We start from the raw sequence: 13383 nt of genomic DNA, 5'->3' as shown, positions 1-13383 counted from the left end.
CAGCCATGCTGAATTTTTCGCGCTGGGCGATCGCCGCGATCATCCTGCCGCTGGCGATCGGCGTGTTGTGCGCCATCCCCAGCTTCCTGCCCGATTCGACCGTTTCGAAGCTGCCCGGCTTCATGCAGACGCGCGTGAACCTTGGCCTCGACCTGTCGGGCGGCAGCCATCTGCTGCTCGAAGCATCGACGCAGGATGTCGCCAGGCAGCGCCTGGTCAATATGGAGGAGCAGGTCCGCACCGAATTGCGCCGGGGTGATCCCCGCATCGCGATCGGCGACATTTCCAGTCGCGACGGCAAATTGAGCTTCATGGTTCGCGAACCGAGCCAGGTCGATGCCGCCGTCGAGCGCATCCGCCAGTTGACGCAGGGCGCGGCCCTGACCGGCCAGCGCGATTTCAATGTCGAAGTGGTGAACAGCTCTACTGTCGTCATCACGCCAACGGATGCGGGCATCGCCGCATCGGTCAAGAGCGCGATGGAAGTCGCGACCGAAGTGATCCGCAAGCGCATCGACGAAATGGGGACACGCGAACCCACCATTCAGCAGCAGGGCGACAACCGCATCGTCGTGCAGGTGCCGGGGTTGCAGGATCCCAAGGCGCTGAAGGATTTGCTGGGCCAGACTGCCAAGCTGGAATTCAAGCTGGTCGACACCAGCGCCAACCCGTCCGAAGTGGCGCAGGGCCGCGCGCCGGTGGGCAGCGAAGTCCTGCCCTATGCCAACAACCCGTCGGGCGTGCCGTTCATCGCGGTCAAGCGTCAGGTGATGGTGTCGGGCGAGGATCTGACCGACGCGACGCAGGGTTATGACCAGAGCAATCAGGCGATCGTCAACATCCGCTTCAATGGGTCTGGCGGGCGCAAATTCGGGCAGGTGACGTCGCAGAATGTCAACCGCCCCTTCGCCATCATCTTGGATGGCAAAGTGCTGTCCGCGCCCAATATCAACGAACCGATTCTGGGCGGCAGCGCGCAGGTCAGCGGCAGTTTCACGGTCGAAAGCGCCAATCAGCTCGCCATCGCGCTGCGGTCGGGCAAGCTGCCGGTCGCGCTGGCGGTGGTGGAGGAACGCACCGTCGGTCCCGGCCTTGGCGCCGATTCGATCCGCGCGGGCCTGATCGCATCGATCGTCGCGGTCGTTGCGGTCGCTGTCTTCATGTTCCTGAGCTATGGCCGCTTTGGCATGTATGCCAATCTGGCCGTCGCCATCAACGTGGCGGTGATCGTTGGCGTCATGGGCATGTTGGGCGCGACGCTCACCTTGCCGGGGATCGCCGGTTTCGTGCTGACCATCGGCACGGCGGTCGATGCCAACGTGCTGATCTACGAACGCATCCGTGAAGAAAGGCGACGCGGGCGCAATGTCGTCCAGTCGATCGAACATGGCTATAAGGAAGCGAGCCGCACGATTTTCGAGGCGAACGTAACCCACGCCATTGCTGGCGGCATCATGCTCGCGCTCGGCTCCGGCCCGGTCAAGGGCTTTGCCATCGTGCTGCTGATCGGCATCGCGACCAGCGTGTTCACGGCCGTCACCTTCACCCGCCTGATCGTCGCGAACTGGGTGCGCCGCACTCGTCCGACCGACATCAATATATGATCGCACCGCCACTCCTCAGTCCGTTCGCCCTGAGCTTGTCGAAGGGTTCTGCTGAGCCGCAGGCGAAGCCACTTCGCTCCGCTCAGCAGAAGGCTTCGACTTCGCTCAGCCCGAACGGTATTAGGTAACGACTATGAAACTTCTGAAACTCGTCCCCGACAATACCAACATCGGCTTTGTCGCAATGCGCAAATGGGCGTTCGCGCTCACGGCGCTGCTGACCGTTCTCGCGGTCGGCGCGACGGCCTATAAGGGGCTGAACCTGGGCGTCGATTTCGTCGGCGGCCTGATGATCGAAGCGAAATTTCCCCAGGCAGTGGAAACCGACAAGGTCCGCGCGACCATCGGCACGCTGGGCGTTGGCGAAAGCTCGCTTCAGCAATTCGGCGATCCCAAGACGGTGCAGATTCGCCTGCCGCTTCCCGAACAGGGCGGCGCAGGCGCGGCCAACGCGGTCGTCGAAAAGACCCGCAACGCCATGACCGCACAATTCCCCGGCGTCACCTTCTCCCGCTACGACACGGTGTCGGGCAAGGTGTCGGGCGAGCTGATCCAGAATGGCGTGCTGGCAGTCGTGCTGGCGATTCTGGGCATCGCGGTGTTCAGCTGGTTCCGCTACGAATGGCAGTTCGGCGTCTCCACCTTCGTCGCGATCGTCCATGACGTGCTGATGACGCTGGGCTTCTTCGCCATTACCCAGCTGGAATTCGACCTCAACATCATCGCCGCCGTGCTGACGATCGTGGGCTATTCGATCAACGACAAGATGGTGATCGACGACCGTATCCGCGAAAATATGCGCAAATATCGCAAGATGGACATGAAATCGCTGATCGACCTGTCCGTCAACGAAACGCTGCCGCGCACGGTCATGACCTCGGTCACGATCCTGCTCGCGTTGGGCGCGCTGCTGCTGCTGGGCGGCCATGTGCTGCGTGGCTTCACTGCTGCCATGATGCTGGGCATCATCGTTGGCACCTATTCGTCGGTCTATGTCTCGTCGTCGCTGCTGATTTCGCTGGGCCTGACCCCGCAGGCGTCGGAAAAGAAGGCAAGCAAGCCCAACATCGCGGCGCAGGCCGAACGGGTCGGGCCGCGCGACGATGGCTCGCGGCCCTGAACCAGCGCATGAGCGAGGGCAAGCGCACCGGCATCGAACTGCGCCGGGACGATAGCGGACAGGGTCCGATCGTCACCGGATTTCAGGGCAGCGGCTTCCGCGTTCGGGACGATGTATTCCCGAACGGCCTGCTGCTCAGCCCGGTGCGCGCGCTGGCGTGGCAGGATGCGCCGAGTATCGACGCCCTGACGCACGAATCGCTGGGCGACCTGTTCGACATCGATCCCCGCCCGGAATTTCTGTTGCTCGGCACTGGCTCTGGCCTGCGCCAGCCCCCGCGCAGTTTCGTGCGCCATATCGAAGCGCTGGGTTTCGGGGTCGAGGTGATGGACAGCCGCGCCGCTGCCCGCGCGTGGGGCGTGTTGCGCGCCGAAGAACGGTGGATCGTCGCGGCGCTGCTGCCGCTCTGATCCGTCCGTCGTTCAGGCGGGATAGGTTTGCGCCATATGCTGCCAGCTTTGCACGATCAGCGCTTCCAGCACGGCCATGTCCACGCCCGACAAACGCTTGATATAGAGGCACCCCACGCCGCGCCGATGCTTGCCCAGCGGCGCGCAGTCCGCATCCGAAACGCCCGACAGATACAGCACCAGCTCCGCCTTGCGCGGGGCAAAGGCGATGCGGGCCGAGTCGCCCTCCCGCCCGCTGTCATAACGGTAATGATAGCTGCCGAACCCGACGATCGACGGCCCCCACAGCCGGGGCCGTTGCCCTGATACCGCCTGCATCAGCGCCGCAATCTGCGCTGCGTCCTCGCGCCGCTCTGGCGGTTCGACGGCGCTCAGAAAGGCCGCGACATCGGCGTTCGTCTCTACCGTCTTGTTGCCATCCTTGCCCATGGCTTGCCTTCCTTCCTCGCCTGCCCTAAAGCCCGCCCCGTCATCTGGGGAGTAGCCCACCGTTTCGCCTGAGCAAATTTGCTTTGGCCAAACGGACCATATGTCAACATATTTGGCCGAGAGGCCGTGGCATATGGGACGCGACAGGGTTCGCGTCGGTCGAGACCAATGGCATCGACGCTTTTCTGTCCGGCCGGGCGGGAAGCGGCGGTGGCATTGCGTCTATCACCTTCCGCCCGGCCCCGGATATTCGCTTATGGAAGCCCTGCTTACCTCCTCCGCCCTCGTCGCTCTTGCTGAGATGGGCGACAAGACGCAATTGCTCGCGATGCTGCTTGCCACCCGGTTCCGCAAGCCGGTGCCGATCATAATGGGCATATTGGTCGCGACGCTGGCCAATCATTTCCTCGCCGCGCTGGTCGGCCATTCGATTGCGGGCATATTGACGCAGCCCTGGTTCCGCTATGCCGTGGCATTCAGCTTCATCGCCATGGCCGCCTGGACCCTGATCCCCGACACATTCGACGAGGACGAACCGCTCAAAGCCCCGTCGAAGGCAGGGGTGTTCGTCACCACGCTGGTCGCCTTCTTCCTGGTGGAAATGGGCGACAAGACGCAGGTGGCGACGATCGCGCTGGGCGCACGCTTCGACAATTTGCTGGCGGTCACGGCTGGCACGACGCTGGGCATGATGGTCGCCAACATTCCCGCCGTCCTGTTCGGCGAAGCGCTGGCGAAAAAAGTGCCGATGCGCGCGTTGCAGGTCGGCGCGGCGTTGCTGTTCCTGGCGCTTGGCCTGTGGATGATCGCCGATCTTGCCGGCTGGATCGGGTGAGCGTGCGCTAGGGAACGCGCCTTCCCGCACCCCCACCCGGCTACCCTACGGCAGTATCCTATGGGTGGCCGGGTGGGGGTGCGGGCCGGTGCGGCTGTAAAATGCGTTCTTCCGCGCATTTTCAAACAACCTCTAAGCGGTTGTCAGCGCCGCGCGGCTGGGGCAAGGGAAGGGGCAGTATTTCCCCTCTCGAAACGGATATGGGTCAGGTGATGAAGGACGATCTGGTTACGATGTTCGGCGGCGGCGGCTTTGTCGGTCGTCAGGTCGCACAGGCGCTACTGGCGCGCGGCGCACGGGTGCGAATCGCCCAGCGCGATCCGTCCACCGCGCTGCGGGTCAAGACGCTCGGCGGGCTGGGGCAAGTGCAGTTCATCGCCGCCGACATCCGCAAGCCCGCCAGCGTAGCGCGCGCCATTACGGGCAGCAGCATCGTCATCAATCTGGTCGGCATATTGGCAGGCGATTTCGACGCCTTCCACCATCAGGGCGCAGCCAATGTCGCGCAGGCTGCGGCCGATGCGCGCGTCAAGGCGCTGGTCCATATGTCGGCGATCGGCGCGGACGCGGACAGCGCATCCGCCTATGGCCGGTCGAAGGCCGCAGGCGAAACCGCCGTAAAGGCCGCCTTCCCCGGCGCGACGATCATCCGCCCCTCCATCATCTTCGGCGCGGAGGATCAGTTTCTCAACCGCTTCGCCGACATCATCAAGATGGCCCCGGTCGTGCCGGTCATCGGCGCCGCGACGAAATTCCAGCCCGTCTATGTCGCCGACGTGGCGCAGGCGATCGTGAACGCTGCCGAAACACCCGGCGTCCATGGCGGCAAGACCTATGAGCTTGGCGGACCGCAGGTGCTTTCCATGAAGGCCATCAACAGCTGGATCGTCCAGGCGATCGGCCCGGACAAGCCACTGGTCGAAGTCCCCCGCGCCTTTGCCTCGCTGCTGGCGATGCTGCCGGGCGGGCCGATCAGCCGCGATCAACTCGCCATGCTGGACAGCGACAATGTCGTGGCGGACGGCGCAAACGGGCTGGACGCGCTGGGCGTGACGGCAACGCCGATGGGCGCGGTCGCCGACAAATGGATGATACGCTATCGCAAACATGGCCGCTTTGCCGGACGTGCCAGCGCCTGAGATACGCTCCTCCCCTGCAAGGGGAGGAATTAGGAAAGAGGCGCATGGACCTGCATTATCTGACCGTCATCCTGCTGGGCATCGTCGAGGGGTTGACCGAATTCCTGCCGGTATCCTCGACAGGTCATCTTATTCTGGCCAGCGAGTTGCTGGGCTATGATGCGTCGACCTGGGCGATGTTCAACGTCATCATCCAGCTGGGTGCGATCCTGGCGGTCGTCGTCCTCTACTGGCGCACTTTCTGGGCAGTGGGCATGGGGCTGTTGCGGCGGGAGCCGGTCAGCTGGCGGTTCCTGCGCAATCTGGTGCTGGCCTTCATTCCATCGGCCATCATCGGGCTGGCGCTGCATGACTATATCGAAATTCTGCTGGGCGCGCCGCAGGTCGTCGCCTGGGCGCTGATCGTCGGCGGCATTGCCATCCTGCTGATCGAGCGGGCGGTAAAGGAACAGCGGTTTCACGGCATCGCCGACATTCCCGTGGTCCGCGTGCTGGGCATCGGCCTCATTCAATGTATTTCCATGATCCCCGGCGTCAGCCGGTCCGGCGCGACGATCATGGGTGCGCTGATGCTGGGCGTGGAACGGCGCACGGCGGCGGAGTTCAGCTTCTTCCTCGCCATCCCGACGATGCTGGGCGCAACGGCGCTGGAACTGCTCAAAAAAGGTGACCGGATTACGAGCGGTGCCGTCGGCTGGGACAGTATCGCACTGGGCTTCGTCGTATCTTTCATCGTTGCTTTGCTGGTGATCCGCTGGTTCGTCGGGCTGGTGTCCAAACATGGGTTCGCGCCCTTTGCCTGGTATCGAATCGTTGCAGGCATTGCCGCGCTGATCTGGCTGGGAATGCGATAGGACCGTTTCGGCCTTTGTTTATCCCCACTAGTTGCGATCAGTTCGCAATTATGGCCTAAAACGGAAGATAATTGGTCAGCTAACCTGACCTAAATGTCAAAATCCGCGTGACTCCGTGTGTTTTTATGTTATGCGCGCACCTGCAACATAGTCAGGGGCGTGTGATGGCCGACAATCCGATGCTGAAATTCGTAGGCAAGGGACAAGCCTACCCCGAAAAGCGCGATGCCGATGCACGCGCCGACGATTTTCTGGAAATCAGCCGCAGCTTCATATTGGACAAGGCGGAAGAACAGGCGTCACGCTGCTCGCAATGCGGCGTGCCTTATTGCTCGACCCATTGTCCGCTGCACAATCATATTCCCGACTGGCTGCGCCTGACCGCCGAGGGCCGCTTGCGCGAAGCCTATGAGCTGTCGAACCTGACCAGCACCATGCCCGAAATCTGCGGCCGCATCTGTCCGCAGGACCGGCTGTGCGAGGGCAATTGCGTCATCGAATTTTCCGGCCATGGCGCCGTGACGATCGGCAGCGTGGAAAAATTCATCACCGACACCGCCTGGAAGGAAGGCTGGGTCGAACCCCTCGTCCCCGGCAAGCCCACCGGCCAGTCGGTCGGCGTCATCGGTGCAGGTCCGGCGGGCCTCACCACGGCGGAATATCTGCGCGTGGCGGGCTATGACGTGCATGTCTATGACCGGCACGACCGCGCGGGCGGCCTGCTGACTTACGGCATCCCCGGCTTCAAGCTGGAAAAGGACATCGTCATGCGCCGCGTCCAGCGGCTCAAGGATGGCGGCATCGTCTTTCACGAAAATTTCGAGGTCGGCCGTGATGCGACGATGGCGCAACTGCGTGAAAAGCATGACGCGGTTCTGATCGCCACCGGCGTCTACAAGCCGCGCGACATCCGCGCGCCGGGCGTCGGCGCGCCGGGCGTGGTCAAGGCGCTGGATTATCTCACGGCCTCCAACAAGGCCGGTTTCGGCGACGATGTGCCTGAACATCGTGACGGCACGCTGCTGGCGACGGGGAAGAATGTCGTCGTCATCGGCGGCGGCGACACAGCGATGGATTGCGTGCGGACGGCCATTCGTCAGGGCGCGACGTCGGTAAAGTGCCTCTATCGCCGCGACCGGGACAATATGCCGGGGTCACAGCGCGAAGTCGCCAATGCCGAGGAAGAAGGCGTCGAATTCGTCTGGCTGACCGCGCCGATCGCCTTTGAAGGCACCGAACATGTCACTGGCGTGAAAGTCACCAAGATGCGGCTGGGCGCCCCCGACGCCTCTGGCCGCCGCGCGCCCGAACCCGATCCGGGCAGCGAACATGTGCTGGAAGCGGACCTCGTCATCAAGGCGCTGGGCTATGATCCCGAAGAACTGCCCAAACTGTTCGGCGCGGAAGACCTGTCGGTCACGCGCTGGGGGACATTGCGTGTCGATCACAAGACGATGATGACCAGCATGGACGGCGTGTTCGCCGCCGGTGACATCGTGCGCGGCGCATCGCTGGTGGTCTGGGCGATCCGCGACGGCCGCGACGTGACCGAACATATGCACCGCTATTTGAAGGCGAAGGCGAAGGCGCGACAGACTGTCGCAGCCTGACCCTGCCCGCCTTTTTCAGAATATCGTCATCGGAAGGAAAGCCCGATCATGACCGAGCAGACGCAATATATGGCAAGCCCCGAAGAACGCGCGCGCATCGCGGCGGAGGGCATGTATCACCCGGATATGGAAGGCGACGCCTGTGGCGTGGGCCTGGTCGCCGCCACCGATGGCCGCCCGTCGCGCCGCGTCGTCGCCAGCGCGATCGATGCGTTGAAGGCCGTGTGGCACCGTGGCGCAGTCGACGCCGATGGCAAGACCGGCGATGGCGCGGGCATCCATGTCGACCTGCCGGTGCGCTTCTTCGACGATGCGATCGCTGATTCGGGCCACAAGCCGCTGCCCAATCGCCTGGCCGTCGGCATGATCTTCCTGCCGCGCACGGATCTGAGCGCGCAGGAAACCTGCCGCACCATCGTGGAAAGCGAAATCATCGACGCGGGCTACACCATCTATGGCTGGCGTCAGGTGCCGGTGGACGTATCCGTCATCGGCGAAAAGGCGCAGCGCACGCGGCCTGAGATCGAGCAGATCATGATCGCCGGGCCAATGCCCGAAGAACGTGATCAGGCCGAGTTCGAAAAGGACTTGTATCTCATCCGTCGCCGGATCGAGAAGCAGGTGATCGCTGCGCAGATCAACGATTTCTACGTCTGTTCGCTGTCGTGCCGGTCGATCATCTACAAGGGGCTGTTCCTGGCCGAATCGCTGTCGGTATTCTATCCCGATTTGCAGGATGAGCGGTTCGAAAGCCGGGTCGCCATCTTCCATCAGCGCTATTCGACCAACACCTTCCCGCAATGGTGGCTGGCCCAGCCGTTCCGCACCCTCGCCCATAATGGTGAGATCAACACGATTCGCGGCAACAAGAACTGGATGAAGAGCCACGAGATCAAGATGGCGTCGCTGGCGTTCGGCGAACAGTCGGAGGACATCAAGCCGGTGATTCCGGCGGGCGCGTCCGATACTGCTGCGCTCGACGCCGTGTTCGAAGCGATCTGCCGGTCGGGCCGCGACGCGCCAACGGCCAAGCTTATGCTGGTGCCGGAAGCTTGGCAGCATGAAAGCGCCGAACTGCCCAAGGCTCATGCCGACATGTATGATTATCTGGCATCCGTCATGGAGCCATGGGACGGCCCTGCCGCGCTTGCCATGACCGATGGCCGCTGGGTCGTGGCCGGTGTGGATCGCAACGCGCTGCGCCCGCTGCGCTACACGCTGACCGGCGACAATCTGCTGATCGTGGGGTCCGAAACCGGCATGGTCGTGGTGCCGGAAACCACCATAGTCAAAAAGGGCCGCATGGGTCCGGGCCAGATGATCGCCATCGACCTTCAGGAAGGCGAACTGTATGATGACGGCGCGATCAAGGACAAGATCGCTGCCGAACGCCCCTATGGCGAACTGATCAAGGATTTCATGGCGATCGGCGACCTGACCGATGCGCCCACTGCCCTGCCCGCCTGGGACAAGGCCGAACTGACCCGGCGTCAGGTCGCCGCCAACCTGACGCTGGAGGATCTGGAACTGATCCTCTCGCCGATGGTGGAGGATGCCAAGGAAGCGATCGGCTCGATGGGCGACGACACGCCGCTGGCCGTCATTTCCGACAAGCCGCGCACGGTCAGCCACTTCTTCCGCCAGAATTTCAGCCAGGTCACCAACCCGCCGATCGACCCGTTGCGCGAACGGCATGTGATGAGCCTGAAAACGCGCTTTTCCAACCTGCACAATATATTGGAGCAGGACGCGCAGAACAGCCATGTTCTGGTGCTGGACTCGCCGGTGCTGACCAGCGCCGAATGGGCGCGGCTGAAGGCGCATTTTGGCCCAGCCGTCGCGGAAATCGACTGCACCTTCCCGGCCAATGGCGGGCAGGAGCAATTGCGCGCCGCCATCGCCCGCATCCGCGAGGAAGCCGAACAGGCCGTGCGCGAAGGCCGCACCGAATTGTTCCTGACCGACGAAGGCGTCAATGCCGATCGCGCTGCTATCGCGGGCGTGCTGGCCGCCGCTGCGGTGCATACGCATCTGGTGCGCAAGGGGCTGCGCTCCTACGCATCCATCAATGTGCGCTGCGCCGAAGCGCTCGACACCCATTATTTCGCGGTGCTGATCGGCGTCGGCGCAACCACGGTGAACGCCTATCTGGCCGAAGCCAGCATCGCCGATCGCCATGGGCGCGGGCTGTTCGGGTCGCTCGACCTGAACGCCTGCTTCGAACGCTATCGCGTGGCCATCAACGAAGGCCTGCTCAAGATCATGTCCAAAATGGGCATTGCGGTCATCAGCAGCTATCGTGGCGGCTATAATTTCGAGGCGGTCGGCCTGTCCCGTGCGCTGGTCAACGACCTGTTCCCCGGTATGCCGGCGAAAATTTCGGGCGAAGGCTATGCCTCGCTCCATTACAGCGCGATGCTGCGCCACGAAAAGGCGTTCGACGCAGCGGTGGTGCGTCTTCCGATCGGCGGCTTCTATCGCCAGCGGCAGGGCGGTGAGAGCCATGCCTATTCGGCGCAGCTGATGCACTTGTTGCAGACCGCCGTGGCGACCGACAGCTACTCCACCTATCTGCAATTTTCGCGCGGCGTGCGCGATTTGCCGCCGGTCTATCTGCGCGACCTAATGGAGTTCAACTTCGCCCGCGAAGCCGTGCCGATCGACGAAGTGGAAGCCACCACCGAAATCCGCAAGCGCTTCGTAACGCCCGGCATGTCGCTGGGCGCGCTGTCGCCCGAAGCGCATGAGACGCTGGCGATCGCCATGAACCGCATCGGCGCGAAGGCCGTGTCGGGCGAAGGCGGCGAGGATGCGAACCGCTTCAAGCCTTATGAAAATGGCGACAACGCGAACAGCGTCATCAAGCAGATCGCGTCGGGCCGCTTCGGCGTCCATGCCGAATATCTGGCATCGGCCGAGGAAATCGAGATCAAGGTCGCGCAGGGTGCCAAGCCCGGCGAAGGCGGCCAGTTGCCCGGTTTCAAGGTGACCGAATTCATCGCCAAGCTGCGCCATTCGACGCCCGGCGTGACGCTGATTTCGCCGCCGCCGCATCACGACATCTATTCGATCGAGGATCTGGCGCAGCTCATCTACGACTGCAAGATGATCAACCCGCGCGCCCGCGTGTGCGTGAAGCTGGTCAGCCAGGCCGGGATCGGCACGGTCGCGGCGGGCGTGGCAAAAGCACACGCAGACGTCATCCTGATCGCAGGCCATGTCGGCGGCACTGGCGCGTCACCCCAGACGTCGATCAAATATGCCGGCACGCCATGGGAAATGGGCCTGTCCGAAGCCAATCAGGTGTTGACTCTCAACGGGTTGCGCCACCGGGTGAAGCTGCGCACCGATGGCGGCCTGAAAACCGGGCGCGACATCGTGATCGCCGCGATATTGGGCGCGGAAGAATATGGCATCGGCACGCTGTCGCTGGTCGCCATGGGCTGCATCATGGTGCGTCAGTGCCACAGCAACACCTGCCCCGTGGGCGTGTGCGTGCAGGACGAAGCGCTGCGCGCCAAGTTCACCGGCACCCCGGAAAAGGTCATCAACCTGATGACCTTCATCGCCGAAGAAGTGCGCGAAGTGCTGGCGCGGCTGGGCTTCCGCAGTCTGGACGAAGTGATCGGGCGGACCGAACTGCTCAAGCAGGTCAATCGCGGGGCCGAACATCTCGACGATCTCGACCTCAACCCCATATTGGCCAAGGTGGATGCCCCCGACGACCAGCGCCGCTTCAGCCTGAACCAGTGGCGCAACGAAGTCCCCGACAGCCTGGACGCGCAGATGATGCGCGACGCAAAGGCCGTGTTCGAACGGGGCGAAAAGATGCAGCTCACCTACACGGTGCGCAACACGCATCGCGCGGTCGGCACCCGCCTCTCGTCTGCCGTGACCGATCGTTTCGGCATGTCCACGTTGGCCGACGGACATCTGACCGTGCGGTTGCGCGGGTCCGCCGGGCAGTCGCTGGGCGCGTTCCTCTGCAAGGGCATCACGCTTGAAGTGTTCGGCGACGCCAACGACTATGTCGGCAAGGGGCTGTCGGGCGGCATCATCAAGGTGCGCACGACCGTATCCAGCCCGCTGTCGTCGAAGGACAATACGATCATCGGCAACACTGTCCTCTATGGCGCGACCAGCGGCAAGCTGTTCGCGGCGGGGCAAGCGGGCGAGCGCTTCGCCGTCCGCAATTCGGGCGCGCAGGTCGTGGTCGAAGGCTGCGGCGCGAATGGGTGCGAATATATGACCGGCGGCACGGCCGTCATTCTGGGCAAGACCGGCGCGAATTTCGGCGCGGGCATGACCGGCGGCATGGCCTTCATCCTCGATGAGGATGGCAGCTTCCCGTCACGCGCCAACCCCGAAGGCATCGTCTGGCAGCGGCTGGAAAGCGCCCATTGGGAGGCACAGGTCAAGGATCTGATCACCCAACACGCGCAGTCGACCGACAGCAAATGGTCCGGCACCATATTGGAGGATTGGGACCGCTGGCGGCGTTACATCTGGCAGGTATGTCCCAAGGAAATGCTCGGCCGCCTCGCTTACCCGCTCAGCGACACAGAAACGCAGGTCGTCGCCGCCGAATAAGCGCGATCAGGGCAGGCTCTCGCCGCTGTCCGTCTCCATCGGGACGGGCAGCGGCGCAGGGAGCTGCAATGGGGCTTGGCTGACGGTCCGGCTGACATGCACGGGCGAATGCGCGTCAGGCGGCGCAGACGGGCGTTGTACGCCCCCTGACGGGTCATGGGATATGTCCCCGCCCGTTTCATGATCCAATCCATAATAAGAGCGCGTGATCGGGTCATCGCCAATGTCCTGCGGCATCGCCGCGTCCGCCATGTCCAGCGCCGCCATGTCGGCGTGCCAGCGCCGGTCGGCCAGCGTCGGCCCGCAACCCGTGCAACGGATGACCGCCGGTCCCTCCTGCACCGGGGCATAGGTGGATGCGTCGCCATAGGCCTGCGCACCATCCGACGTTTCTATCGCCATATCGTCGGCCAGCGCCGATCGTTGCGGGCTAGTGACATAGCCGCCCAGGCCTAGTCCCATCACGGCGGACGCCAGCACCGTCGCCCCGCTTATCATCCAGAAATGCGTCGACATGTTCGACCTCTCCTGCGCGCACCGCCGATCCGGCCAGTCCCGACATCGTCCTTTTCCATCAATCATAACGCGGATGCACATCGGTGGTTGCATGGGCGAAATCCCTTTGCTAAGGGCCAGCGCCTACCAGATGCCGGCCCCGCCGGTTTCCCTTTGAATGTGCGGCCATGGCGGAATTGGTAGACGCGCAACGTTGAGGTCGTTGTGGGCGAAAGCCCGTGGAAGTTCGAGTCTTCTTGGCCGCACCATTCATCCTGATAGCCTGACATTTCCCTT

At 63.3% G+C, this 13383-nt stretch carries 10 protein-coding genes, 1 tRNA gene and 1 riboswitch; of the genes, 9 read left to right on the top strand and 2 right to left on the bottom strand.

The window, feature by feature from the left end; all coding sequences use genetic code 11:
• The first annotated feature begins 5 nt into the window (after positions 1 to 5).
• The 3 genes from secD to SPBM01_RS19465 all read left to right on the top strand — a co-directional run bounded on the left by secD (position 6) and on the right by SPBM01_RS19465 (position 3134).
• The gene (gene secD, locus SPBM01_RS19475; RefSeq protein ID WP_188063125.1) at positions 6 to 1604 is read left to right on the top strand and encodes a protein translocase subunit SecD; all 1599 of its coding nucleotides are present in this window, start codon (positions 6 to 8) and stop codon (positions 1602 to 1604) included.
• 133 nt (positions 1605 to 1737) lie between these two features.
• The gene (gene secF / locus SPBM01_RS19470; protein ID WP_188063124.1) at positions 1738 to 2724 is read left to right on the top strand and encodes a protein translocase subunit SecF; all 987 of its coding nucleotides are present in this window, start codon (positions 1738 to 1740) and stop codon (positions 2722 to 2724) included.
• An 8-nt stretch (positions 2725 to 2732) separates the two neighbouring features.
• Complete coding sequence (locus tag SPBM01_RS19465) at positions 2733 to 3134, top strand: Mth938-like domain-containing protein (protein WP_188063123.1); 402 nt, start codon at positions 2733 to 2735, stop codon at positions 3132 to 3134.
• Between the two features lie 12 nt (positions 3135 to 3146).
• Here the strand turns inward: SPBM01_RS19465 and SPBM01_RS19460 are convergent, their stop codons facing one another.
• The gene (locus SPBM01_RS19460; RefSeq protein WP_188063122.1) at positions 3147 to 3563 is read right to left on the bottom strand and encodes a DUF1801 domain-containing protein; all 417 of its coding nucleotides are present in this window, start codon (positions 3561 to 3563) and stop codon (positions 3147 to 3149) included.
• A gap of 33 nt (positions 3564 to 3596) precedes the next feature.
• Positions 3597 to 3720: riboswitch (yybP-ykoY riboswitch) on the top strand.
• A 99-nt stretch (positions 3721 to 3819) separates the two neighbouring features.
• Between SPBM01_RS19460 and SPBM01_RS19455 the strand changes: the two genes are divergently transcribed.
• From SPBM01_RS19455 to gltB, 5 genes are all read left to right on the top strand, one after another.
• A complete protein-coding gene (locus SPBM01_RS19455; protein ID WP_188063121.1) occupies positions 3820 to 4398 on the top strand; it encodes a TMEM165/GDT1 family protein in 579 nt (192 codons plus the stop codon).
• A 212-nt stretch (positions 4399 to 4610) separates the two neighbouring features.
• Entirely contained in the window at positions 4611 to 5537 is a 927-nt protein-coding gene (locus tag SPBM01_RS19450) for a complex I NDUFA9 subunit family protein (protein WP_188063120.1), read from the top strand.
• A gap of 44 nt (positions 5538 to 5581) precedes the next feature.
• On the top strand, positions 5582 to 6391 hold the full coding sequence (locus SPBM01_RS19445; protein WP_188063119.1) for an undecaprenyl-diphosphate phosphatase: 810 nt from the start codon (positions 5582 to 5584) through the stop codon (positions 6389 to 6391).
• A 164-nt stretch (positions 6392 to 6555) separates the two neighbouring features.
• The gene (locus SPBM01_RS19440) at positions 6556 to 8001 is read left to right on the top strand and encodes an NAD(P)-dependent oxidoreductase (RefSeq protein WP_188063118.1); all 1446 of its coding nucleotides are present in this window, start codon (positions 6556 to 6558) and stop codon (positions 7999 to 8001) included.
• A 48-nt stretch (positions 8002 to 8049) separates the two neighbouring features.
• The gene (gltB, locus tag SPBM01_RS19435; RefSeq protein WP_188063117.1) at positions 8050 to 12591 is read left to right on the top strand and encodes a glutamate synthase large subunit; all 4542 of its coding nucleotides are present in this window, start codon (positions 8050 to 8052) and stop codon (positions 12589 to 12591) included.
• Between the two features lie 6 nt (positions 12592 to 12597).
• Here the strand turns inward: gltB and SPBM01_RS19430 are convergent, their stop codons facing one another.
• Entirely contained in the window at positions 12598 to 13107 is a 510-nt protein-coding gene (locus SPBM01_RS19430; protein WP_188063116.1) for a hypothetical protein, read from the bottom strand.
• 161 nt (positions 13108 to 13268) lie between these two features.
• On the opposite strand from SPBM01_RS19430, the gene SPBM01_RS19425 reads away from it, so the two are divergent.
• Positions 13269 to 13355: transfer RNA gene (locus SPBM01_RS19425), tRNA-Leu, on the top strand.
• The last annotated feature ends 28 nt before the right edge of the window (positions 13356 to 13383 follow it).

It is taken from the genome of Sphingobium sp. KCTC 72723, from assembly GCF_014280435.1.
Taxonomy (GTDB): Bacteria; Pseudomonadota; Alphaproteobacteria; order Sphingomonadales; family Sphingomonadaceae; genus Sphingobium.
This window is presented reverse-complemented; position numbering and strand designations above follow the sequence as displayed.

Excerpts from the sequence above, each read along its gene's own strand:
- secD (WP_188063125.1), top strand. The coding sequence starts at position 6 with ATGCTGAATTTTTCGCGCTGGGCGATCGCCGCGATCATCCTGCCGCTG.
- secF (WP_188063124.1), top strand. The coding sequence starts at position 1,738 with ATGAAACTTCTGAAACTCGTCCCCGACAATACCAACATCGGCTTTGTC.
- SPBM01_RS19465 (WP_188063123.1), top strand. The coding sequence starts at position 2,733 with ATGAGCGAGGGCAAGCGCACCGGCATCGAACTGCGCCGGGACGATAGC.
- SPBM01_RS19460 (WP_188063122.1), bottom strand. The coding sequence starts at position 3,563 with ATGGGCAAGGATGGCAACAAGACGGTAGAGACGAACGCCGATGTCGCG.
- SPBM01_RS19455 (WP_188063121.1), top strand. The coding sequence starts at position 3,820 with ATGGAAGCCCTGCTTACCTCCTCCGCCCTCGTCGCTCTTGCTGAGATG.
- SPBM01_RS19450 (WP_188063120.1), top strand. The coding sequence starts at position 4,611 with ATGAAGGACGATCTGGTTACGATGTTCGGCGGCGGCGGCTTTGTCGGT.
- SPBM01_RS19445 (WP_188063119.1), top strand. The coding sequence starts at position 5,582 with ATGGACCTGCATTATCTGACCGTCATCCTGCTGGGCATCGTCGAGGGG.
- SPBM01_RS19440 (WP_188063118.1), top strand. The coding sequence starts at position 6,556 with ATGGCCGACAATCCGATGCTGAAATTCGTAGGCAAGGGACAAGCCTAC.
- gltB (WP_188063117.1), top strand. The coding sequence starts at position 8,050 with ATGACCGAGCAGACGCAATATATGGCAAGCCCCGAAGAACGCGCGCGC.
- SPBM01_RS19430 (WP_188063116.1), bottom strand. The coding sequence starts at position 13,107 with ATGTCGACGCATTTCTGGATGATAAGCGGGGCGACGGTGCTGGCGTCC.